Here is a 23,604-nt window from a genome sequence, read left to right as displayed (position 1 = left end):
CAAAGTATAACAACCCTGCAAATCAGCCAATTGGCTGAAGCAGGTATATGAGTAACAACGCATCCTCTGTCGTTTCCAAAATACGGGCATTCTGCAACACGCTTCACTATAATGGCGTTGGGTATGGCGATTATTTAGAACAGGTTGCTTATTTACTGTTTCTAAAAGTGGCGGATAAATACAGCAAGCCGCCTGCACGGTCGCAAAATCTCCTTGCCCAAACAATATAAAGGGAAAAGCCTGCTGGGCAAAAGCGACGGTGAGTTGGGATTGTATTACAGCAAACCACATCGAAAGCCGGGTAATTATTAACGCGTTGAAAAAATGATTTATACTTCCCCATCTTTGCATTATGCCGCTTCGCCTTCGCCTCCACCCCTTCTCCATCTCCAACACCCGGCTGGAAATATTTATTCCGGATACAGAAGCTGTGCAAAAAACATACAGCAATAACAAACATGCTGCATACTGGGCGCAGGTTTGGCCGGCATCAATCGGGTTGTGCCATTTCTTATACAAGCATCCACACTATATTGAAAAAAGAAATGTTGTAGAGTTAGCAGCAGGGTTGGGTTTACCTGGTTTGTTTGCGGCAACTATGGCCAAGCAGGTAACCATTACCGATAGAGAAGAGCAGGCGGTTGTATGCATACGGCGATCTATAGCGCATTTGCAATTGAAGAATGCCCAGGCAACAAAAATGGATTGGAAGGATGCGGTTAAAACTGCTTTACCTGATGTTTTATTACTGAGTGATGTGAATTATGAGCCAGGGATTTTTGAGGAATTGATGCGTGTTCTTGAGCATTTTCTGCACAATAAGGTTACTATTATCATCAGTACGCCGCAGCGACTGGTAGCAAAGCCCTTTATTAATATGCTGCTGCCATATTGCACACAACAATGGAACGGGCAGGTTGTATTGAATGAAAGGGAAACCGGGGTGAGTGTGTTTGTGTTGGAGGGGTGAATTGTAATGCCGTTTATAAAAGCACAGCATGATAACTTTCTAACAAATTTTACCGGAGCATATACATCTTTATGCAACGTCATTATCCTGTATATGGTCACCGTGGAAAACGATTAAACATTTTTAAAGATACCAATGAACTTATCCGGATTATTTCATGCAGCTATCAGGCTGATTTTTCTTGTTTTTATTGCAGGAGGGTTGAATGCATGTGAAAAGAACAATACAGAAAACCCAAACCCTGCCGAAAATGATAAGCCATATATCAAACTTGTGCGAAGCATTGAATATGATAATGGAATAACGGCAACTATGCATTATAATGAAGACAGCACATTAAAAGAAATATCTTACCGTTACGGAAACGTTTTAAATGCCACAATTTTCAACTGGGAGAATCAGCGACTGAAAGAGTTGTATGAAGACAGGTCATTATATAAAAATGCTTTTCATTACAGCGAATCAGGTATTTCGTACTATGTAAATACATATAAAAATATTCAGCTTCCATCTTCCTATAAAATGGAATACAGCTATGATGAGAAAGAGCGGGTAACGGCATTAAAGTATTATATAACCAATGAGGCCGGTACTACATTAAAAGCTACCAGTACCTACTACTATAATAATGCTGCGGCGTTAGAAAAAGTGGAAACAAAGGATGCAACGGCTGTTTACACGCATGTAATTGAATCCTATTCAGATACTGCATATTTTAACCCACTGCTTTTTATTGAAACGAGCTTATCGGAGAATTATCCCATATTCAATATCCCTGTTTTAAGCAGGATGAAAGGGTTTCCTGCTAAAATCATCAGGAAAGTGAAAATAGGAAATGAGGCCGCATATATTGATAAGATAGCAGAAAACACCGTTTTGACAGCCGGTAAAAACATATCCCGGATCATAAATAACGTTACTTCGCCCGGGATGCCCGGGTATAATAAGCGGGTGGTTGCCGTGTTTAAGTACTAAGTATCCTGCGTCAGCATTTGCATGGCGGCAAAAATTTTAAAAGATTATTAGATACAATACCGAATAACCTTATTTTTGCATCCCTCAAATGGAGACGTGTCCGAGTGGTTGAAGGAGCACGCCTGGAAAGTGTGTATACGGGAAACTGTATCGCGAGTTCGAATCTCGCCGTCTCCGCAGATTTTCTGCTATTTCTCCGTCAACTCCCCTTTTAAAGAGATTTCCAGCAATCTTTTTACTTCCGCCACAGGTAAATCCTGCCCCAGCAGCCACATCAGTTTGGTAACGGTAGCTTCAAAAGTCATATCGCTGCCGCCGGTAACGCCTATTTCTTTTAAATAAGCACTGGTTTCATACCTGCCCAGCTCTACCGAGCCGCCATCGCATTGGGTTCGGTCAACAATGATGATGCCTGCTTTGATCTTCTTTTCCAGTAATTGAATAAACCAGGGAGCGGTAATAGTATTGCCATTGCCAAAGGTTTCCATAATTACGGCTTTTAAACCTGGGGTATTGAGTATTGATTCCACCGCAGATTGCGTAATGCCGGGAAACATTTTAAGCACCGCTATATTGGTATCTAATTTTGTATTGACGTGAAATGATTGTTGGGGATGACTGGTTATATAAGCTTCTTTATACAATATGTCTATGCCCGCTTCTGCCAGTGATGGATAATTAGGTGAATGAAATGCCTCAAACTTTTCTGTGTTGTATTTTTTACTCCGGTTACCCCTGAAAAGAAAATAATCAAAATAAATACATACTTCCGGCACAATTGACCTGCCTTCTTTTTTTGCACCGGCAATTTCCATGGTGGTAATAATATTCTCCTTGGCGTCTGTACGAATTTCGCCTATGGGCAACTGTGAGCCGGTTAATATTACCGGCTTATCAAGGTTCTGCAGCATAAAGCTAAGAGCAGATGCGGTGAATGCCATTGTATCTGAGCCGTGAAGAATGACAAATCCATCATAACTATTATAATTGCGCTCAATAATACCACACAGCGCTACCCATATTTCCGGCGACATGTTGGAAGAATCTATCGGCGGGGTGAAAGCGTGCATATCAAACTCATAACCCAGTTTCGCAATTTCAGGTATATGATATTTGATTTCCCGGAAACCCATCGGTACCAGCGAGCCGCTGTTATCGAAAGCCATACCAATAGTACCGCCGGTATATATAATTAAAAGCTTTGCCGGGGAGGAATTACGCGACATGCTGCTGCTTTTGAAAAACGAAATTAGCATTTGCTGTTGTTACAGACGCAACTTCTTCAATGGGTATGTTTTTTGCTTCGGCCAAGGCCTCGATTATATATTGCAGGTAAGCGCTTTCATTTCTCTTGCCGCGAAAAGGAACAGGTGTTAAATACGGAGCATCGGTTTCGAGCACCAGGTGCTTAATGCTGATCTCTTTCAGTGTTTCTTTTAGCCTGGCTTTTTTATAGGTAAGTACTCCGCCAATGCCAAGGTAAAATCCAAGATCAATAATTTGTTTTGCTTCGTTTATTGACCCGCCAAAGCAATGAAAGATGCCTTTCAGCTTTTCATCTTTATGCTGCTTTACTACATCAATGCATTGCTGCATGGCTTCACGGGTATGAATTACTATTGGAAGGTTATATGCTTTCGCCCATTCAATCTGCTGATGAAATGCCTCATATTGCTGATCAGTAAAAGTTTTATCCCAATGAAAATCTAATCCGATTTCTCCCACTGCGGCAAAGGTTCTTTTCTGCAGCCAGCTTTCTACAACAGCTAATTCGTTTTTGTAATCTTCTTTTACGGAGCAGGGGTGTAATCCCATCATAGGAATACATACACCAGGAAAATCAGTTTCCAGTTTCAGCATGCTGTCAATTGACGCACTATCTATATTCGGTAAATAAAACTGTTGCACGCCAACATCCTGCGCACGGCGTATTACCGTTGCTATATCAGCATCAAAGTCTTCTGTGTATAAATGACAGTGGGTATCTATTATGGTTGGTGGCATAGTGAATTGTCAATGGGCAATAGTGAATAGGCAATAGTGAATAATGAATGGTAAAAATCTATTGCGGGTCTATTCACATTCACTATTGCCTGTTCACCATTATTTACATCCCCTCTTACAAAAGTTATTATACAGGTTTTCGTAAAGCTTTTCGTATTGGGGAACTATTCTTGTAATATCAAATTTTTCGGCTTGCTTCCGGGCGTTCTCTTTAAATTTTTGAAAAGTATTTTCTTCTTTTAAAATATCAATCGCGTAGCTAGCCATCTGGTCTACATCTCCAATATTTCCCATATAACCATTTACACCGGGAATGATAATTTCCGGTAATCCTCCCACATTGGTAGCTACTACCGGGGCCCCTGCAGCCATGGCTTCAAGGGCAGACAAACCAAAACTTTCATATTCTGAGGGCAATAAGAACAAATCAGCTACGGCAAAAATTTCTTCCATATTCTGCTGCTTGCCCACAAACCTTATCTCTTCAAACAGATTAAGCTGCCTGGCTAAATCTTCTATCACCGGTCTTTCCGGGCCATCGCCTACCAGCAATAATTTTGAAGGAACAATCTCATTCAGTTTGTTGAAAATCTTCACTACATCTTCTATACGCTTTATCTTTCTGAAATTTGAAGCGTGCAATACGATTCTTTCATTATTAGGCGCGATGACTTTCCGGAAGGCATCAATAGGCTTGCGGGCAAAACGGCGAACATCCACAAAATTGTGGATCACCTCAATGTCCTTTTCTATTTTAAACGTTTTGTATGTTTCCTGTTTAAGGTTTTCCGAAACTGCCGTTATAGCATCGCTTTGGTTGATAGAAAAAGCAACTACCGGCGCGTAGGTTTTATCCCTGCCTACCAGGGTAATATCGGTTCCGTGCAGCGTAGTAATAGTAGGCACGTACTTGTTTTCTTTTTCCAGAATTTTTTTAGCCATATAGGCTGATGATGCGTGGGGAATGGCATAATGCACATGCAACAGATCTATATCATTATTCTTTACAACATCCACCATTGTGCTCGATAATGCGGATTCATACGGCGGGTAATCAAATAGCGGGTATGTAGGCACCCTCACTTCATGATAAAGAATATTGGCACGAAACTCTGTTAACCTTACCGGTTGCTGGTAGGTAATAAAATGAACAGTATGTCCTTTATCTGCTAATGCCTTGCCTAATTCTGTAGCCAATACCCCGCTGCCTCCAAAAGTTGGGTAACAAACAATGCCTATATTCATACAGTTGTTTATATTTATAGATTTGCAAAGATAAATATTATAAGCCGGGTGCAATCAGGCTAATATTATCCGGAACACTATTAGTTCTTATAAAGAACCATTAAGGAATTAAGAAGATTAAGTAAAAAGCCTTAATGTACCTTAACTTCTTAATGGTTTTCAAAACAGATATTATTTTTTACGAACTAAATGTGGTTCTTGTTAGTATATTAGGGTGCATTTCAATTCAGCAACATTTTATTAACTTGAATCTTTAAACAGCGTTTATGAGAAAATTCCTGGGTTATTTTTTGGTTATAGTAATAATTGCACTGCTCGGCTTTGGATATTTCAGGTATTATTTTGTGTTAGGCGAAGGGGTAAAATCGGGAGAACTTAACTACTGTGTAAAAAAAGGGTATTTGTTTAAAACCTACGAAGGAAAGCTGATACAATCCGGCATCAGGTCGTTAGCGCCGAGCACCATCCAGTCATATGATTTTGAATTTTCTGTAGTAAATGAAGACGTTGCTCATATTTTAATGGCAAACTCAGGTAAAGTGTTTGAGTTATATTATAAAGAATATAATGGCGCCCTGCCCTGGCGCGGCTTCAGCAGGTATGTTGTGGATAGTATAGTAGCAATGAAAGACCCAGGTACGGGAAATATTGTGAGGTAGAGGCAAGGTAAAAGGCATAGGGTGAAAGGCAGAAGGTACAGCCGTAAACCCATAGGTTTAGCTACCCGCCTGCGCTTAGTAAGAAAATAGCGGGCTTTTTATTAATATCAATTTTTTCTTTTTTCCATTCTGCAATAGCTAAGGTTTTAATATACTCATTTGGTGAAGTAATAGATGCGGCTATGCATAACCGTGTGGCTGCATTACAGTTTTTTAACAGCGCTTCCATCAACTGGTGATTGCGGTAAGGCGTTTCAATAAACATTTGGGTGCAACCTGTTTTCTGCGATTCTGCTTCAAGTGCTTTAATAGCTTTTGTACGCTGCATGTTATCAATAGGGAGGTAACCACTGAAGCGGAAATGCTGCCCGTTCATACCGCTTGCCATTAATGCAAGTAAAATTGAGCTTGGCCCAACAAGCGGCTTAACAGTAATGTTATTTTTATGTGCTTCATCAACCAGCAACTGCCCCGGATCTGCAATGCAGGGGCAACCTGCTTCGCTTATGATGCCAATATTTTTCCCTGCTTTTAATGTGGAAATAAAAACAGCTTTTACGTCGTTCTCTGCCTTGTGTATGGTATGCCATTCATAATCATCAATCACCATTTCCTTCCATATGCTTTTTAAAAAACGCCTTGCGGTCCTTTCATTTTCTACAAAAAATACCCGGCAATCTTTTACGGCATTAATAATGCATGCGGGAATGGTATCAGGCGCCTGCTCTTCTATTACAGATGGTATTAGGTACACAATTCCTTTTTTTTGCATGTTATTTATCTTTCTGATCGTACAAACTGAGCGTTGCCGCTATTACCGCGTAAGCCGGTGCCAGTATCCAGCCTATGATTACAACGGTATGCATCAGGTAAAATACCAGCCCGTTACCAATAGCAAGACCTTTGCGTTTGCTTATGAACTCAATACTTTGAGAAGGGGAAAGCTTTTGGCGCTCACAACTATAATCGAGCATGGAAAATCCGTAGTAATAGCATTCTACAAATAAAGAAATCATTGGTGTAACCCAGCCTGCAACCGGTATAAGAGACAGCAGCAGGATGGAAATAGTATATACGGTTTGCCATAATGCATTGCGCAATGCCAGTTTAACGCCCCGCGTAATATCTTTCATTAATTGAATAAAACTGAAAGGATATTCTTTGCCTTCAATAATTGATTCTGTTTTTTCGCTGAGATAGCCGAATACCGGAGAACCTACAATCAACCAGATATACTTGAACCAGGAGAAATACATCATCATTAAAATGATCCACAGAATAACGCCGCCTACGGCAAACAGGAATCTCACCAAACTGCTGTTCATCCCCTCTACCCAGGCTTTTAAGCCCAGCTTTATATTTACTACGCTTATTAAATAGTTTGCGCTTTTTCCAAAGAAATATATGCTCACAAAAAAAAGTATCGCGTAAATCAAACCCGGAATAATGATCCATTTCCATAATTTATGCCTGCGGATAAACTGGTGAGCTTTAAAATACGATTGAATAGCTATAATGATTTCTTTAAGCAACCGGAAATATTTAAAACGGTTTAATTAACTTGTTAAGATGTACGGACCGACCGTTATTCAAACATAACAAAAAATTATACTGAACAGGTCATGGCTTTAAAGAAACTGGACTATGAGTTTTATAACCGCACGAATGTAGTTAAAATAGCCAAAGAGCTTATCGGTAAATTGCTCGTTACACGTTTTGATGGTATTGAAACGTCGGGGCGTATTGTAGAAACCGAGGCTTATAATGGCATTGCAGACAGAGCATCACATGCATGGAACAACCGAAGAACCAACAGAACAGAAATTATGTTTGGAGATGCAGGGATGGCTTATGTGTACCTCTGCTATGGCATTCACCACCTGTTTAATATTGTTACCAACGAAAAAGATATTCCTAATGCCGTTTTAATAAGGGCAATAGAACCTGTAACCGGAATAAATATAATGCTGGAACGTACCGGAAAAAAGAAACCTGACCGGACACTTGGTTCAGGCCCCGGTAATGTAGCTAAAGCATTGGGCATTTTTACCAAACATACCGGCATTAACCTGCTTGATGATTTGATGTTTGTGGCAGATGATAATTTTAAGGTTACGAATAAGGATGTTTTGGCTACGCCAAGAATTGGTGTTGACTATGCGGGCGAAGATGCTTTGCTGCCTTATAGGTTTGTTTTAAAAGGGAATATATATGTGAGTGGAAGAAAGTTAAAGTAACATCAATAATAATAATATTCTAAAACCCTGATATACATTATTGTTTATTTTTGCCGCTGATGGCTACATATAATCATGATAAGGTAGTGCCTTACCAGGAATCAGAACTAACCAAGAAGCAGCAGGTTGCTGAAATGTTTGACCGCATTGCTTTCCGGTACGATTTTATGAACAGGTTTTTGTCGGCAGGCATTGACAAAGGGTGGAGAAGAAAGGCATTGAAGATGCTGGCTAAAGAAAAGCCTAAAATTATGCTGGATGTAGCCACCGGGACAGGTGATGTAGCCATCATGGCATATGAATTGCTTAAACCGGAGAAAATAACCGGCATTGATATTTCAGACAAAATGCTGGAGATAGGCCGGGAGAAAGTGTTAAAGTTAGGATTAGATAAGCAGATTGAGTTACAAAGTGGTGATAGTGAGGCAATAAACTTTTCTGACAATACGTTTGATGCTGTAACCGTTGCCTTTGGCGTTCGTAATTTTGAGCGGCTTGAGCAGGGGCTTAAAGAAATAAACAGGGTATTGAAACCCGGCGGCAAATTAATTATACTCGAATTTTCAAAACCTAAAATAACAGGCATAGCACAACTTTACAATTTGTACATGGAAATGGTGGCGCCCCGTGTGGCTTCTGTAGTATCAAAAAACAAGAAGGCATACCAGTATCTTACTGAATCGGTGCAACAGTTTCCGGAAGGGAAAGATTTTGTAGGTATATTAAATAACGTTGGATTCCGAAACACATCATGCAAAAAATTAAGCCTGGGTATTTGCAGTATATATTGCGGTATAAAATAGTGCTGCCGGTTATTGTATTGTCTTGCTTTGTAAATATTGTAAACGCACAGTTACGCAATGCTTATAATCTTGCCGATCATGACGACAAGAGATATTACTTCGGTATAGTATTGGGGTATAACACATCACATTATAACATCTCCCACTCCAATTATTTTTTAAACCAGGATAGCATACAGGCTGTAAACGGCTTGAACAGCGGCCGCATACACCTTGGTATTATGGCAAATCTTCAGTTATCCAAAAGATGGGACCTTCGTTTTTACCCGCTCAACCTTATATTCAGTGAAAAAAAGTTTCAGTATGATCTGAAATATCCTGATATGGGCGACAATAACCTGGTGCGTACGCAAAAAGTAGAATCAATTGTAATGAGCTGGCCATTGCAGGTGAGATTAAAAAGCGACAGGATCAGAAACTTCAGGGTTTATACACTTGCCGGCATTAAGTTCGATTATGATCTTGCATCTAATTCCGGTACTACAAACTCGGATAACCTGGTGAAAGTGAACAAAACGGATTTTGGCGTAGAGGCCGGTATTGGCTTCCAGTTTTTTAATAAATATGTAATTGTATCCCCGGAGATCAAGGTGAGCCATGGTTTAAGGAATGTGCATGTGCCCGACCCTACATTTAAATATTCAAATGTTATTGACAGAATGAATTCAAGCATGATCCTTTTCTCGCTTCACTTTGAGGGTGGAGGTAATTGATCCTGTAATTATCGGTATCCTGTTTAGCAACGCAACAATTTTAATTTTTAGCAATAATCCCGTTTCAACTGCTATGCGAAAAACCACTATAATATTTTTGACATTGCTGCTGTTTTTTGTTTCCTGTAAAGATGGTAAGCAAACGCCTGATGTGTCGGGTATAAAAGTAAACCTGCAGACGCAGCGCTTTGAAAAAGATTTTTTTTCGATTGACACCAATAATGTTCCCGCATCATTTCCATTATTGCAACAGAAATACCCGGTGTTTTTCGCGGATTTTATACAGAACATACTTGGACTATCTGTGGCAGAAGATGGCAGTAAAGCTGAGGCAGCTATTAAATCGTTTTTGCGTGATTACCATATTGTGAAGGATACGGCGGATAAAGTGTTTGCAGATTTCAGCAAAATTGAGAATGAAGTGAAGCAGGGTATCCGTTTTGCAAAACATTATTTTCCTGCATATCACGCACCGGAAAAAATAATCACCTTTATTGGCCCGCTTGACGCGATATTTCAAACGCCAACCGGCAAAACCGGAGATGTAATTACGCAGGACGCACTGGCGGTTGGCTTGCAGCTCCATCTTGGCAGCGAAGCTTCTTTATATCAAAGCCAGGCAGCGCAATCATTGTTTCCCAAATATGTTTCAGCAAAATTTTCCCCGCAATATATCCCGGTTAACTGTTTAAAAAATATTGTGGATGATATTTATCCTCCCAACCCTAACGATAAAACCTTACTTGATTTTTGCATTGATAAAGGCAAGCGTCTATACCTGCTGGATAAGTTTATGCCAGAAACTCCTGATACGTTGAAGATAGGTTATACGGCAAACCAGCTAACCGGTTGTTATAAAAACGAGGGGTTGATATGGAGTTTTTTGATACAGAATAATCTGTTATATAATTCAGATTTCCTCCGCATACAGTCATATGTAGAAGAAGGTCCGCAAACGCAGGAACTGGGAGAAGGGTCTCCCGGCCAAATTTCATTATTTGTGGGATGGCAGATCGTAAAAAAGTATATGGAAAAGCATCCTTACACAACCCTGGATACCCTGCTTAAACTTGACGCCAAACAAATACTCGCTGAATCGAAGTATAAACCGAAATAGTTATTATCCGGTCACACTATTAGTTCTTATAATTAACCATTAAGACATTTGAGTAAAAAACCTTAATGACCCCTAACTTCTTAATGGTTTTCAAAACGTATACTGTTTTCTACGAACTAAATATGGTTCCTGTTAATAAGCCCGGGTGTTTGCTTACAATGTTGATGCCGCCGGTGCTTAATGCTATACATTTTTAGAATGTATAAGTATGCTGTGCAAAAAGATTGCATAGCATACTTATATGTTTGTATTATTAATCAAAGAAACATGAGCAAGTTGAAATTAACAGGTAAAGCATTAAGGGCAATTAGTTACCCTGAAGGGCCTGTAATAAGCATTGCAATGAATGTAATGCAGAAGCATTATAAGCATGAAGCAAAAGAGGATGTGATGGAGCTACTGAAGAAAATACTGGAAGCGCCGGTGGAATATGAAAATGATGCGGTGCTGGGGTTGATCGCAGAAAAGCTGATTCCCAAAAAAGAGCTGTTAGAAGGAGAGTCTGTTTCCTTAAACCAGAACGGGATACAATTTAACGTATTCGGGCAGGAGCATATTGAAGAAGGCGCTATGCACCAGATGTACCAGGCGGCAAAGTTGCCGGTATCTGTAGCCGGTGCTTTAATGCCTGATGCACATAGCGGGTATGGTTTACCGATAGGCGGTGTGCTGGCAACAGATAATGCGGTAATACCTTACGGGGTAGGTGTTGATATTGGTTGCCGTATGTGTTTGAGCATATTCGATATCAATCCCAAAGAGCTGACTGATAAAGAATCTTATTTTGCACGGGAGCTGGGTGATGCTACCTTATTTGGAAGCGGAGCGCAATTTGACCGGGTGGCGGATAATGAAGTAATGGACAATGCATTGTTTTACGAGTTGCCATTGCTGAAAAACCTGCACGGGCGGGCATGGAAACAATTGGGATCTTCCGGCTCCGGAAACCATTTTGCTGAATTTGGTATAATTGAAATAGCAGAGAAAGATGAGGTACTGGGCGTTGATGCCGGTAAATACGTTGGGTTTTTAACACATTCCGGTTCAAGAGCGTTGGGAGCCAATATAGCCAACCATTATACTAAGCTGGCCATAAGCAAAAGACGGCTGCCGCAGGAAGCAAAAAATCTTGCCTGGTTATCGCTGGATGAAGAGGAAGGTATAGAATACTGGAATGCCATGAACCTTGCGGGTGAGTATGCTTCTGCCTGTCACCATGTAATACATGCAAAAATCGCAAAGCAGTTGGCACATAAGCCAATCAAAATGGTAGAGAACCATCATAATTTTGCATGGAAAGAACAATGGGAAGGCAGGGAGGTGATAGTGCACCGTAAAGGCGCTACGCCTGCAGCTAAAGATGTATTGGGGATAATCCCGGGCTCAATGACGGCGGATGGATTTATAGTAAAGGGCAAAGGTGAATCAGCCTCAGTTAATTCCGCATCGCATGGCGCAGGCAGGAAAATGAGCCGTACAAGGGCGATAGCTTCTGTTACCGATAAACAGTTTAAAGATGAGCTGAAAAAGTTTGGCGTTAAATTGCTGGGAGGCGGATTAGATGAATCCCCGTTTGCGTACAAAGATATCAATGTAGTAATGCAATCGCAGAAAGCATTGGTAGACATAGTAGGAAAGTTTACACCAAAAATTGTGAAGATGGATGGAGCGAAACATAAGATTTGGGGAAAGAAAGGAAGAGAAGATGTGGTTGGAGAATAACGTAGGAAGTCTGTTGTTTTAGTTGTGCTAAGCGTCTTTTTAGCTATGCGTGGCGTCTTCGCCACGCATAGCTCTCCTGTCGCCTCCGGCGACTATATCATCGTCGCCGGAGGCGACAGGACAACGGTGCTAAGCGAAAGACACTTAGCACGCCCCCTACACCTTCACATAAATCTTCTTCTTATCCATCCACCGGCAAATCAACCACATAAAACTGATCACAGTTAAAGCATAAAGCAGTGAGCCAAGTTCCGGAACAGACGGCAATACATTTATCCAAAGATTTTTATATATCCAGTTCCAGGGTGTAACGCCGTTGCCCAAACGAATAAGATTAAGTGTTTTGGGAAGAAAAGCGCTTAATGCAAAAACAAACAAGGCATTCTTGCCAAACACATCAAAAAAACGGGTGAGCCAATTTTTTGCGCCGCGTATTTCAATAGCGTAAATCATTGACGCGATAATAGCTATGGCCAGGCCGGTAGTACAAAGTACATAGGAGCTTGTCCATATTTTTTTATTAATGGGAAACACCAGGCCCCAGCAATAAGCAGTAATTAATAATGCAACCGCGGTCACAAACAAACCTGTGATCATAGGGTACAATGAAGCCGATGCCGGAATAGTATTACCAAAATTATTTTCTGTCACATAAGCTTTTGGTTTATTGCGTATATAATCCCCCACAAGGTACCCGAATATCACCTGCACAATAGCAGGCAGGGTACTCATCAAACCTTCCGGGTCAAAAGGAACGCCTTCGCCTTTATACATGTGTGCCACACCAAGTATTTTTTTATCAATAGCTGTTCCGAACCAGCCGTTCAAACTATAGGGATCAGCGGGGTTGCCTGCATAACATAAAAACCAATAAAGCAGCAGTAATACACTGCCCGTAAAAAAAGCACCCCTTGCCTTAAAATAATATACAATTACCGATGCAAAAAAATAGCAAATGGCGATACGTTGCAGTACTCCCAGTATACGAACGCCACTTTCAGTGTTTTTAGGGTTAACCCAGTATCTGAACTGGAGCGCATCGTTTTGCCAGCTCACAAAAGGATACCAGTTTAAAAACAACCCGATAAAGAATATTAACAATGATCTTGTGATGACCTTCTTCCAGAATGCTGCAGAGCCCGCCGCCTCTAATTTGGGTAACACAAAGGCCATTGCATTACCAACCGCAAATAAGAAGAAGGGAAATACGAGGTCGGTGGGCGTGATGCCGTGCCATTTTGCGTGCTCCAGCGGGCTGAATATATGCGACCAGGAACCGGGATTGTTTACCAGTATCATCAGGCAAACCGTAGCTCCGCGAAATACATCAAGGGAGTAAAAACGTTGATTCAATGGTTTGATTTTGAATAAAAATAGAGAATATATGAAAGCCCGGCAACAACAATGTATTTACGCTTTTTGAAGTGTCCTACTTTTAAAGTCGTACATTTAGATATATACTATTGACATGACCAGGCTGTTTTGCACCTGTTTGTTTTTGATAGCCGTAACCGCAGTTCCGGCACAGCATAAGCTTTTTCTGGTGAAAGCCGGTGAAGTGCCTGAAAAGGCTATCCCTGTTGAGGAAATTTATTTTTTCTCTTCATTTACCAATGGTACTGCCATATTGAAAAACGGAAGCAGGTCAAATCAACGGTTTAATTATCACTGCCTTCTTGATGAATTACAATTTCTATCAGGAGGTGATACCCTTGCAATAGCTGAACCCGGTCTTCTGCATAAAGTAGATATTGACAGCATTACATATTATTATTATAAAGGCTACCTGCGGCAGCTAATGAAGACGGATAAATATACACTTGCCGTAAAAGAACGGATAACTATGGGTGACAGGAGAAAAGAAGGCGCCTATGGCATTAGTTCCGGAACATCTGCTATTGATAATTACTCAAATATTTACAGGGACGGACGGGCCTTCCGGTTGCAAACGAAAGAAGACGTGTTTTTTAAAAAGGAATATACCTTTTATTTAGGGGATGTTTATAATCACTTCATCCTGGCAGACAAGAAGGGTTTTTATAATTTTTTTTCAGAAAAACGCAGGGCTATTGATAATTATATTAAAGTTGAAAAAATCAACTTCAATAATATAGATGATGTAAAAAAACTTTTCCTGTTTTGTACAAATAAATAGTTTTATAGCGGGTACCCTGCTTTTATATCAAAAAAAATTTAATCAACAAGCATAGATTGACGCATAGGGGAGGGCGTTTCATTTTAGATGCTATTCCCATTCGTTTTCCGGGTAAATTGCAATTCTGTGCGTTCTCAGCTTATAAGGAATATTTTTATTCTCTGTACTGTTATTAAAGTCAAGGCTCCTGGATGTTCTTAATGGCATATGGCAGGTAATACAATTTTTCTTTTCCTGTATCATTTGTGTGTTATGCAGGGAAGTGTTGTGGCATGAAATACAGCTTGCCGTTATTGTTTGCTGTGTTTTGTTTTCTGCTTTGTGCGGGTTATGGCACGTTAAACAGGTGAGCGTACTTTGTTTGTAGCATGCGCTTTGCTGCAGCAACTGCATCTGCATACCATGCACATCAGGGTTTATAAACGAGCCGGGATAATACATGTAATAATTTTTCAGCGAATCGCCGGGCATAAATGCAAAAATGGATTTAAAAGATACCGGGTTTCCTGAGTGGCATGTGCCACAAAGATCCGACTGCTGTGTACGGGAGAGCGATTTAATATCAGCGATATATGTTGCTTTTTTCTCAGCGGGATTTTCACGATGAAAATCAATATGCTTTTTTGCAGGGCCATGGCAACGCTCACAGTCTATGCCATATACAATAGTATTAGGTTTAAATTTTTCTGTTATTTCCAGCGGCCTTGTGTTTTCATTATAATGATATACATAAGAAGAGTGACACTCAAAACAGCGGCTTATTATAGGGCGTGTATAATAAGGGTGATCTATCGGGAATCCGGGGCTGTTGGTCCACTGGTGCAGGTTGGTTAAATAAGTAAGCGGCAATTGAAACAGTTGTTCATCTTTCCAATATCCGAAAGTCCGGGCTTTTTCACCGGAGCCAAAAACCATCTCCATCTTCTCGGAAAGGATCTTTTTATCTCCTTCAAATTGTGACTGCAGTATATTTCTTCGTTCCTCTTCTAACTTAACAGTATGCCCGTTAGGATAATTGACCATAGTTTTTGTATTGATCAATGCAGTCCTGATACTATCAAAAAAAACAGGAGCGGATGTTTTATTGTGGCTGGTATGCATATAGCTGTCAGCTATATTTTTGTGGCATTGCAGGCAGGCGTCAGCGCCGGCATATAACGGGCCACGGGGATCACTACCCGAAGATTGCTGAATGCATTTTACAAAGCAGATCGTAACGGCAATTAGTAGAATAAAGATGAAAAATATTTTCTGCTGACGCATGGTAGAAGTGGATTTCTTCTGATATGAAGATACAGGTTTATTGTATTGTAAATAATCCCATTGTTCCGTGGAAAGCGGGACGATTAAGCGCTGCAACCATCTCCTTTTTATAGAATAGCACACGGAATAACGCGGACACATTCCGTGATTATCCTTTACATCTGTTTTATCTGTGTTTCATTTTTCTTGATTTACAATAACTTTTTTCTTTAAAGATACCTGTTAAGAGCCCGGTAAGCGTATGTTGCACAGAATACATGGTTGGGTTTATGCTGTATTTGTGCATTCGTGGCAAACTTCTTAATTTAATGTATTATTGGCAGGGACGAAAAAGGTCATTCAATGAAACCATCATATGCAAATTAAAGTAGCTTCCGTTGAAGAATATATCAGTAATGCACCCGGAGAGGTGCAGGATTTGCTCAAAAAAATCAGGGCAGTTATACATAAGGCTGCACCGGATGCCGATGAAGCCATCAGCTACGGAATGCCTGCTTTCTCAATACAGGGTAGGCCCCTGGTTTATTTTGCGGCATTTAAAAACCATATCGGGTTTTATGCAACACCCAGCGGGCATACAGCATTTGAAAAAGAACTTTCAAAATACAAACAGGGAAAGGGCTCGGTACAATTTCCGCTTGATAAACCCATACCGTTTTCATTGATCACTAAAATTGTAAAATTCCGCTTGAAAGAAGTAAAAGAAAAACTGAAGACGAAGAAAAAATAGCTTTTATCTAAAGCGTTTGAAGAAAAAGGGATGGGGATTTATTATAGCGAATGATATCATTTTTATTAAGGAAGAAGTATTATAAAATTGCTTGAATATTACATTAAATAAAATCTCTATCCTGCTCCATATCAGGATTGGCTCAAAGGTTCTTGCGATTATCGCCACTTCATGATGCTAACGCAGATTTTATCTGTAACTTTAGAAGGCAAAAAATCCCTTTTAACCATTTGATGATTGTAGATGCCGGGTAAGATTTCCACTAAAATTATATTGGTAGTTGCTGTTTTAGCAACCTGCGTTTTTATATTCGTACAGGCGGGTCGTGTAAAAAAGCCTGAAGCAATCGCGAAGCTTGAAAGCAGCCTTCCCGCAGTAATAGATTACAATCAACATGTAAAGCCCATTCTTTCTGATAAATGTTTTTTATGTCATGGACCTGATAAGGGCAACGGGCAAAAAGCCGGGCTTGATTTATCAACTCCCGAAGGTGCCGCTGCATTATTGAAAGATGGAAAGCGTGCTATTGTTCCTGGCAACCTCAGCAAGAGTGAATTTTATCATCGGCTTGTAACTACCGATCCTGACCTTGCAATGCCTACCAAAGCATCAAACCGTACGTTAACAGATTATGAAAGAGCGGTATTGATAAAATGGATTGAACAGGGTGCAGTATATAAGCCGCATTGGGCGTTTATTGCTCCGGTAAAGCCGGCATTGCCTGAAATAAAAGAAAAAGACCGGGCAAATAATCCTATTGATTATTTTGTATTGCAAAAGCTGGAAGAAAATAAGCTGAAGCCATCGCCGGAAGCTGATAAAGAAACTTTATTAAGACGCGTAACGCTTGACCTTACGGGATTACCACCCACCGTTGAAGAGATTGAGGCTTTTGTGGCAGATCATTCAAAAAGCGCTTACGAAAAAGTAGTAGATAAATTATTACAATCACCACACTATGGCGAAAAAATGGCGACTGACTGGCTGGATGTTTCCCGCTATGCAGATACGTATGGATATACTGTTGATCGTTACCGTGCAACATGGCAATGGAGAGACTGGGTGATAAAAGCCTTTAATCAGAATATGCATTTCGACCAGTTTGCAACCTGGCAGCTTGCTGGCGATATGCTGCCCAATGCTACCCGTGAGCAAAGGCTGGCAACAACCTTTAACCGGAATCATGCGCAAAATGCGGAGGGTGGTATCATCAATGAAGAATTCCGGAGCGAATATGTGGTTGACCGGACCAGCACCTTAGGCACAGCATTTTTGGGTTTAACAATAGGTTGTGCAAGATGTCATGATCATAAATTTGATCCTGTTTCGATTAAAGAGTTTTACAGCCTGTATAGTTTCTTTAACAATATTGATGAGCCGGGGCAGATATCATTTGACCAGGCAACACCGGGTCCTTCAATGCTGTTAACAGATAAAAAGCAGGATTCTGTTCTCGCATATCTTATCAATAAGGAAAAAGAGAAACTGCAACAGCTTGATGCTATCACACAACAGGAAAAGCTTGCTTTTGAACAATGGAAACAAACGCTCAACAAAAAAGCGCCTTTTGATTTGAGTAAAGGATTGCAGGCCCATTTTACCTTTGATAAACTCGCTGATAAAAAGTTCATCAACGAAAAAGACCCCAAGGGGGGTGGAGGTACGGTAGCAGATGCGGTAATTGTTCCGGGCAAATTTGGCAATGCCTTCAAATCAAACGGGGATGATATTCTGAAGCTCGGAAAGGTTGGCATATATAATCGCTTTCAACCATTCTCCATCGGTGTTTGGATCAATATTCCCAGGGATGTAAATAAAGCCATCATCGTTCATAAGGGCAATGGCGATATCACTTATGCTTTTCATGGTTACTACCTGAATATAGAAGATGGTAAAGCCAGGTTTCTGATGGCGCATGCATGGCCTTATAATGAAATCTTAAAAATCACAAAAGATACATTACCAAAAGAAAAATGGATACAACTAACGTTAACGTATAGTGGCTCGGGCAAAGCCGAAGGAATAAAATTATATGCAGATGGAAAGGAAGCGGAAATGGTAACGGAAAAAGATAACCTGTATAAAGATATTGTATACCACCGGGATGATCAGATCGGGTTACAGGTAGGTGCAGACTGGCGTGGTACGGGGTTTAAAAACGGGTTGGTTGATGAACTGGTAGTATATGATCGTGCGCTGAATGCCTCAGAAGCTGCCGGCCTGCTCCAGGCGAATTACAATCGCACAAACTTCACTTCGTCTATACCAGACCGAGATCTTGAGCAATATTATTTTTCCAATATATCAAAAGCATGGCAGCAAAAACAAAAGGAGCTGCAGGAAATAAGACAGCAAAGAAATATAGCATCCGAAAATATCCCTGAGATAATGGTGATGGAGGAAATGAAGCAGCGCAGGCCTGCGCATGTATTGCTTCGCGGCGCATATGATGCATTGGGTGAAGAGGTATTTCCTGATGTGCCCAACGCCATTCTTCCTTATCCTGAAAATTTAAGGAAAGACAGGCTGGGGCTTGCGCAATGGTTGTTTGATGCAAGAAATCCTTTAACGGCAAGAGTGATCGTCAACCGCTACTGGCAAACTTATTTCGGCACAGGTATACAAAAGAGCGCGGATAATTTCGGTAACCAGGGTGGCGTACCTTCTAATCCTGCATTGCTGGATTGGCTGGCCGTCACTTTCAGAGAATCGGGCTGGGATATAAAAGCAATGCAAAAGCTCATCGTAATGTCGGCAACCTACCGGCAATCCTCACACGCAGATGCAGCTTTGCTGGCAAATGATCCGGATAATATACTACTGGCGCGTGGCCCTGCATTCAGGCAACCTGCAGAAATGATCCGTGATGCTGCACTAAAAGCAAGCGGATTATTAAACGACAGCATCGGCGGCCCAAGTGTAAAGCCTTATCAGCCCGAAGGCATATGGTCGGTAAACAGTGAAGTATACAGGCAGGATAGCGGCGCCAACCTGTACCGCAGAAGCTTGTATACATTCTGGCGGCGCACCAATCTTGCCCCATCGTTAGGTACATTTGATGCGCCGCTGCGAAGCAGTTGTATTGTGCAACGTCAAAAAACGAGCACACCTCTGCAGGCCCTGGTTTTATTGAATGATCCGCAGTTTACAGAGGCGGCAAAAGTTTTGGCTGAACGGGCTATTGAAAAGTATAGCAATGAAACTGACAGGATCGTGTATGCATATCGTTCTTTAACAGGTATTAAACCAACCCAAAAAGAGACAGCAATTCTCGAAGGCTTATACACAGCGCAGTATAATAAATTCAGTAAAGACAAAACGAAAATGAAAGGCTGGTTAGCGACCGGAGAATATAAAATAAGCAAAAACCTAAAACCCGAAGAGCTTGCGGCAACAACGGTGATGGTGAGTACGATCATGAATTCGGATGCATTTGTAACGAAAAGGTAAAGGGTTTAAGGTATAAGGCGTAGGGTAGCCGCTTCGGCCCTACACCCTACACCTTCCACCTTAAATCAAAAAGCTATGAATAAAGAAATCGAACAACTCATTGCAAGCAACCTCAACAGGCGGTCTTTTTTACAAAAAGCATCGCTGAGCCTGGGTGCAGTTGCATTGGGCTCGTTGATTACAGGACAAACAGGCAATCCTGTAAAAAAAGGAAGCCCCGTTATAGCAGGCGCCGGTGTAATGGGTGCTCCCGATATCCCTGCCCGTGCAAAAAGAGTGGTATATCTTTTCCAGAGCGGAGGCCCGTCTCAGTTTGAAACTTTCGATTATAAGCCCATGCTTGAAAAAATGCATGGACAGGATCTGCCCGATTCTGTGAGAAAAGGGCAAAGACTAACCGGTATGAGCGCACAACAATCTGCGTTGCCGTTGGTTGGTTCTTCTTTTAAATTTCAACAAAACGGTAAGAGTGGAGCGTGGACAAGCGAATTGATGCCGTATACCGGCGCTATAGCAGATGATATTTGTTTTATAAAATCAATGCATACGGACCAGATCAACCATGACCCGGCGCTTACTTTTATGCAAACAGGTAACCAGATTGCAGGGCGGCCAAGTATGGGTGCATGGATAAGTTATGGTTTGGGATCTGATAATGAAAACCTGCCTGCTTTTATTGTTCTTGTTTCAAACAATGCACCCAAAGATCAGCCATTGTATGCAAGACTTTGGGGAAATGGGTTCCTTCCGTCCAAATACCAGGGCGTTCAGTTCCGCTCGGGGTCAGATCCGGTATTGTATCTCTCCGATCCGGAAGGTTATAAAGCGGTTGATCGCAGAGAAATGCTTGATGCATTAAAAGCATTGAACCAGGCGCAGATGGAAACATTTGGGGATCCTGATATTGCCAATCGCGTAGCGCAATATGAAATGGCTTTCAGAATGCAGGCTTCTGTTCCTGAAATAACAGATATGTCTGATGAGCCTGATTGGGTTTTTGATATGTATGGACCGGATTCAAGAACGCCGGGAACCTATGCCGCCAATTGCTTACTGGCACGGCGGTTACTTGAGCGGGATGTGAAGTTTGTACAGTTGTATCACCAGGGCTGGGATCAGCATGGCAATTTGCCCAAAGCGCTGGTTAATCAATGCAAGGCCACAGACCAGGCATCGGCGGCATTGGTAAAAGATTTGAAACAACGTGGTTTATTAGATGATACTTTAGTAGTATGGGGTGGAGAATTCGGAAGAACAAATTACTCGCAGGGCAAACTCACCAAAGATGATTATGGCAGAGACCATCACCCACGCTGTTTTACCATGTGGATGGCGGGTGGTGGTGTGCAGCCGGGATTGACTTATGGTGAAACAGATGAGTTTGGATATAATATTGTGAAGAATCCTGTGCACGTTCATGATTTCCAGGCTACCTTGTTATACCTGTTGGGCATAGATCATGAAAAGCTTACGTATGATTCGGAGGGGAGAAAGTTTAGGCTTACAGATGTGGCGGGGAAAGTGGTGAAGGGGGTGATAGGGTGAGTTTATACGCTGCTGTTATTTGAGGCAATTAAAAAATTATCCATTTTAAAAATGTCTTTGAAAAACGAAAAGTTGAAATGTAATAGGAAGAGGCTATTTAATAATTGCAAGGGGCTAAAAACATTTAGCGTCTAAACATTATTACTTTAGTAACAGACAGGTAGTCGCTTAAACTAACCTTATTACCTTCAATGATAAGCTAATAAGGTTAGCGTTGAGATGTTGCCCTGTTACTAAGGTAATAAGGTTGGTAGCTTTATATTCATTGCGCAGGATTCCGAACAATAAGGTTAAGAATCCTATAAGCAAATAGTTGGATGTTTGGCTATCCCCTTTCCTGTATATCCTACGTTTTGCCGGCGCAACCGTCTGGATAATTTGAAACGCGTCTGATCAAAACACTTTATCACCCAAAACATTATTACCTTAGTAACAAATAAGCGATCTCTTAACTTACCTTATTACCTTCAATATAGCTAACCATGAAAATAGAATATTACAATCTTTACACTCATTTTATTTTGATAACGCAAAACCGTATGCCGCTGATCGTAGAAAATTATCGCGAAAGATTAGAAAAGTACATTACGGGCATCGTTAATAACAATAATTCAAAAACATATAGTATTTACGCCAATCCTGAACATGTGCATCTTCTTGTATCCCGTTCATCAAAGATATCAGAGGAGACAATGCTTACTATTATATCAGACAGTTCCGCAAAATTTATTCACGATAATAAATTATGCACGGAGAGATTTGCATGGCAACAATCAGCATCTGCCTTTTCTGTTTCAAAAACAGATGTGGACAAGGTATGTAAATACATACTTAATCAACCAATCCATCATCAAAAAATGAGCATTGCGGAAGAGTATAATAAGTTTTTAAAACAATATCAGAAAACATTGAAATGGGATATCATAAGCTAATAAGGTTAACGTTGAGATATTGCCCTGTTACTAAGGTAATAAGGTTGGCGGCTTTATAATTCGCTTTCTGTATCTTTTGCATGCAACTTTATAGATAACATATCCTTGATTAAGCCTCATGCAACTGCTTTTAGCATCTAAACATTATTACCTTAGTAACAGACAGTTGATCGCTTAACTCACCTTATTACCTTCAATGATGCTAATAAGGTTAATGTTGAGTTGTTGCCCTGTGTTACTAAGGTCATAAGGTTGGCGGCTTTATAATTCGCTTTCTATATCTTTTGCATGCAACTGTATAGGTATCATATCCTTGATTAAGCCTCATGCAAGGTTCGAATCCCTATAAGCATAAAGGCTGACAATTATAATCTTATCATTTGTAATTTTACTTCATATCATCAATAACGCTCCCCGGCAAACCAATTGAAGCCGGTTTTGCAAAAAAGGGGAATTATTTCGTTAGTTTTTGTTCAATCAACAACCTTAAAAACGAACGATGCAAACGCTTGACAACCTTTTATCAAATGTTTCATGGGATAAAGAACCCGATGATCAAATTGAAACATTGAAAATATTTGACAGTCTTACTGAAGACCAATTAAAAGAATTGGTTTCGGCAAAATATATAAAATCCTATGAGGCGGGAATTGTAATACGGCATTTAGGATATGCCAGGTTATCCCATTGCCTTAGTGAGCTTTTGGAGTTCTTACAAGATGGCAATTGGCCAGTTGTTAGAGATGTTGCTAAACTACTTGCTTCAATAGGAAAACCGCTAATTCCATACATCCAAAAGGTTTTTAAAAAAGATCACGAAGAACTATGGAATTATTGGATTCTCATTTATATTGTTAGTGATTGGAAAGAACAAACTATTCAATTGCTCAAGAGCGATCTCCTGGCTTTAGTAAAAAGGGGAGATAAAGAAGGGGCAGCAGTAGAAGCGTTAAGAATTTTGAAACGCTGTTTAAATGAATCAGACTTTCATCACCAATACAATTACTTATTGGGTATATATAAAGGAGATAAATACTGGGTTGATGAACTGGAAACGGTCTTGCAATAACCCTTTCCCTTACAA

The 23,604-nt window shown here is 40.6% G+C and carries 22 protein-coding genes and 1 tRNA gene; 16 read left to right on the top strand and 7 right to left on the bottom strand.

The genetic code is table 11. From position 1 onward, the window contains the following. The first annotated feature begins 47 nt into the window (after nt 1-47). The 4 genes from DC498_RS16660 (at nt 48) to DC498_RS16645 (ending at nt 2,122) form a co-directional block, all read left to right on the top strand. Nucleotides 48-230, top strand: coding sequence for a hypothetical protein (locus tag DC498_RS16660; protein ID WP_165813870.1), 183 nt, complete (start codon nt 48-50; stop codon nt 228-230). Nucleotides 231-352: 122 nt separating this feature from the next. Continuing rightward, nucleotides 353-970, top strand: coding sequence for a class I SAM-dependent methyltransferase (locus DC498_RS16655; RefSeq protein ID WP_116875320.1), 618 nt, complete (start codon nt 353-355; stop codon nt 968-970). 135 nt (nt 971-1,105) lie between these two features. Continuing rightward, nucleotides 1,106-1,945 carry a hypothetical protein gene (locus DC498_RS16650; RefSeq protein ID WP_116875319.1) on the top strand — a complete coding sequence of 280 codons (840 nt, stop codon included), beginning with the start codon at nt 1,106-1,108 and terminating at the stop codon, nt 1,943-1,945. 90 nt (nt 1,946-2,035) lie between these two features. Next, nucleotides 2,036-2,122 (top strand) — tRNA-Ser (locus DC498_RS16645). Nucleotides 2,123-2,133: 11 nt separating this feature from the next. Here DC498_RS16645 and DC498_RS16640 read toward each other — a convergent pair. From DC498_RS16640 to bshA, 3 genes are all read right to left on the bottom strand, one after another. Next, the gene (locus DC498_RS16640; protein WP_116875318.1) at nt 2,134-3,171 is read right to left on the bottom strand and encodes an asparaginase; all 1,038 of its coding nucleotides are present in this window, start codon (nt 3,169-3,171) and stop codon (nt 2,134-2,136) included. Next, nucleotides 3,161-3,949 (bottom strand): TatD family hydrolase, encoded by a 789-nt coding sequence (locus DC498_RS16635; RefSeq protein ID WP_116875317.1) that lies wholly within the window; start codon nt 3,947-3,949, stop codon nt 3,161-3,163. Before DC498_RS16635 ends, DC498_RS16640 begins: the two co-directional genes overlap by 11 nt. A gap of 99 nt (nt 3,950-4,048) precedes the next feature. Then, nucleotides 4,049-5,194 carry an N-acetyl-alpha-D-glucosaminyl L-malate synthase BshA gene (bshA, locus tag DC498_RS16630; RefSeq protein ID WP_116875316.1) on the bottom strand — a complete coding sequence of 382 codons (1,146 nt, stop codon included), beginning with the start codon at nt 5,192-5,194 and terminating at the stop codon, nt 4,049-4,051. Between the two features lie 266 nt (nt 5,195-5,460). Here bshA and DC498_RS16625 point away from each other — a divergent pair, with 266 nt between their 5' ends. Then, nucleotides 5,461-5,853 carry a hypothetical protein gene (locus tag DC498_RS16625; protein ID WP_116875315.1) on the top strand — a complete coding sequence of 131 codons (393 nt, stop codon included), beginning with the start codon at nt 5,461-5,463 and terminating at the stop codon, nt 5,851-5,853. 61 nt (nt 5,854-5,914) lie between these two features. Here DC498_RS16625 and DC498_RS16620 read toward each other — a convergent pair whose 3' ends face one another. Next, on the bottom strand, nt 5,915-6,625 hold the full coding sequence (locus DC498_RS16620) for an SAM-dependent methyltransferase (RefSeq protein ID WP_116875314.1): 711 nt from the start codon (nt 6,623-6,625) through the stop codon (nt 5,915-5,917). Nucleotide 6,626: 1 nt separating this feature from the next. Further along, nucleotides 6,627-7,385: an EI24 domain-containing protein gene (locus tag DC498_RS16615; protein WP_116875313.1), complete on the bottom strand. Its 759-nt coding sequence runs from the start codon at nt 7,383-7,385 to the stop codon at nt 6,627-6,629. A gap of 90 nt (nt 7,386-7,475) precedes the next feature. Here DC498_RS16615 and DC498_RS16610 point away from each other — a divergent pair, with 90 nt between their 5' ends. The 5 genes from DC498_RS16610 (at nt 7,476) to DC498_RS16590 (ending at nt 12,445) form a co-directional block, all read left to right on the top strand. After that, nucleotides 7,476-8,090: a DNA-3-methyladenine glycosylase gene (locus DC498_RS16610; RefSeq protein WP_116875312.1), complete on the top strand. Its 615-nt coding sequence runs from the start codon at nt 7,476-7,478 to the stop codon at nt 8,088-8,090. 59 nt (nt 8,091-8,149) lie between these two features. Beyond that, complete coding sequence (ubiE, locus tag DC498_RS16605; RefSeq protein WP_116875311.1) at nt 8,150-8,893, top strand: bifunctional demethylmenaquinone methyltransferase/2-methoxy-6-polyprenyl-1,4-benzoquinol methylase UbiE; 744 nt, start codon at nt 8,150-8,152, stop codon at nt 8,891-8,893. Next, a complete protein-coding gene (locus DC498_RS16600; protein ID WP_165813869.1) occupies nt 8,866-9,606 on the top strand; it encodes a type IX secretion/gliding motility protein PorT/SprT in 741 nt (246 codons plus the stop codon). The genes ubiE and DC498_RS16600 overlap by 28 nt, the downstream gene beginning before the upstream one ends. 73 nt (nt 9,607-9,679) lie before the next feature. Beyond that, nucleotides 9,680-10,723, top strand: a complete 1,044-nt coding sequence (locus DC498_RS16595; protein ID WP_116875404.1) for a gliding motility lipoprotein GldB — start codon at nt 9,680-9,682, stop codon at nt 10,721-10,723. A gap of 267 nt (nt 10,724-10,990) precedes the next feature. Further along, entirely contained in the window at nt 10,991-12,445 is a 1,455-nt protein-coding gene (locus tag DC498_RS16590; RefSeq protein ID WP_116875403.1) for an RtcB family protein, read from the top strand. Nucleotides 12,446-12,601: 156 nt separating this feature from the next. Here DC498_RS16590 and DC498_RS16585 read toward each other — a convergent pair whose 3' ends face one another. Next, the gene (locus DC498_RS16585) at nt 12,602-13,798 is read right to left on the bottom strand and encodes an acyltransferase family protein (RefSeq protein WP_116875309.1); all 1,197 of its coding nucleotides are present in this window, start codon (nt 13,796-13,798) and stop codon (nt 12,602-12,604) included. Between the two features lie 115 nt (nt 13,799-13,913). On the opposite strand from DC498_RS16585, the gene DC498_RS16580 reads away from it, so the two are divergent. Next, complete coding sequence (locus DC498_RS16580) at nt 13,914-14,600, top strand: hypothetical protein (protein WP_116875308.1); 687 nt, start codon at nt 13,914-13,916, stop codon at nt 14,598-14,600. 90 nt (nt 14,601-14,690) lie between these two features. Here DC498_RS16580 and DC498_RS16575 read toward each other — a convergent pair whose 3' ends face one another. Further along, nucleotides 14,691-15,959, bottom strand: a complete 1,269-nt coding sequence (locus tag DC498_RS16575; RefSeq protein WP_240628036.1) for a cytochrome c3 family protein — start codon at nt 15,957-15,959, stop codon at nt 14,691-14,693. A gap of 259 nt (nt 15,960-16,218) precedes the next feature. Between DC498_RS16575 and DC498_RS16570 the strand changes: the two genes are divergently transcribed. From DC498_RS16570 to DC498_RS16550, 5 genes are all read left to right on the top strand, one after another. Continuing rightward, nucleotides 16,219-16,593, top strand: a complete 375-nt coding sequence (locus tag DC498_RS16570) for an iron chaperone (protein ID WP_116875306.1) — start codon at nt 16,219-16,221, stop codon at nt 16,591-16,593. A gap of 243 nt (nt 16,594-16,836) precedes the next feature. Beyond that, entirely contained in the window at nt 16,837-20,043 is a 3,207-nt protein-coding gene (locus DC498_RS16565; RefSeq protein ID WP_116875305.1) for a DUF1553 domain-containing protein, read from the top strand. A gap of 75 nt (nt 20,044-20,118) precedes the next feature. After that, nucleotides 20,119-21,588: a DUF1501 domain-containing protein gene (locus DC498_RS16560; RefSeq protein ID WP_116875304.1), complete on the top strand. Its 1,470-nt coding sequence runs from the start codon at nt 20,119-20,121 to the stop codon at nt 21,586-21,588. A gap of 482 nt (nt 21,589-22,070) precedes the next feature. Then, nucleotides 22,071-22,520: a transposase gene (locus DC498_RS16555; protein ID WP_116875303.1), complete on the top strand. Its 450-nt coding sequence runs from the start codon at nt 22,071-22,073 to the stop codon at nt 22,518-22,520. A 499-nt stretch (nt 22,521-23,019) separates the two neighbouring features. Beyond that, nucleotides 23,020-23,589: a DUF5071 domain-containing protein gene (locus DC498_RS16550; RefSeq protein WP_116875302.1), complete on the top strand. Its 570-nt coding sequence runs from the start codon at nt 23,020-23,022 to the stop codon at nt 23,587-23,589. Nucleotides 23,590-23,604: the final 15 nt, after the last annotated feature.

The sequence above is a fragment of the Terrimonas sp. genome (genome assembly GCF_003075435.1).
Classification (GTDB): domain Bacteria; phylum Bacteroidota; class Bacteroidia; order Chitinophagales; family Chitinophagaceae; genus Agriterribacter.
Note: the sequence above shows the minus strand (reverse complement) of the source record. Positions and strands in the feature narration are given on the sequence as shown.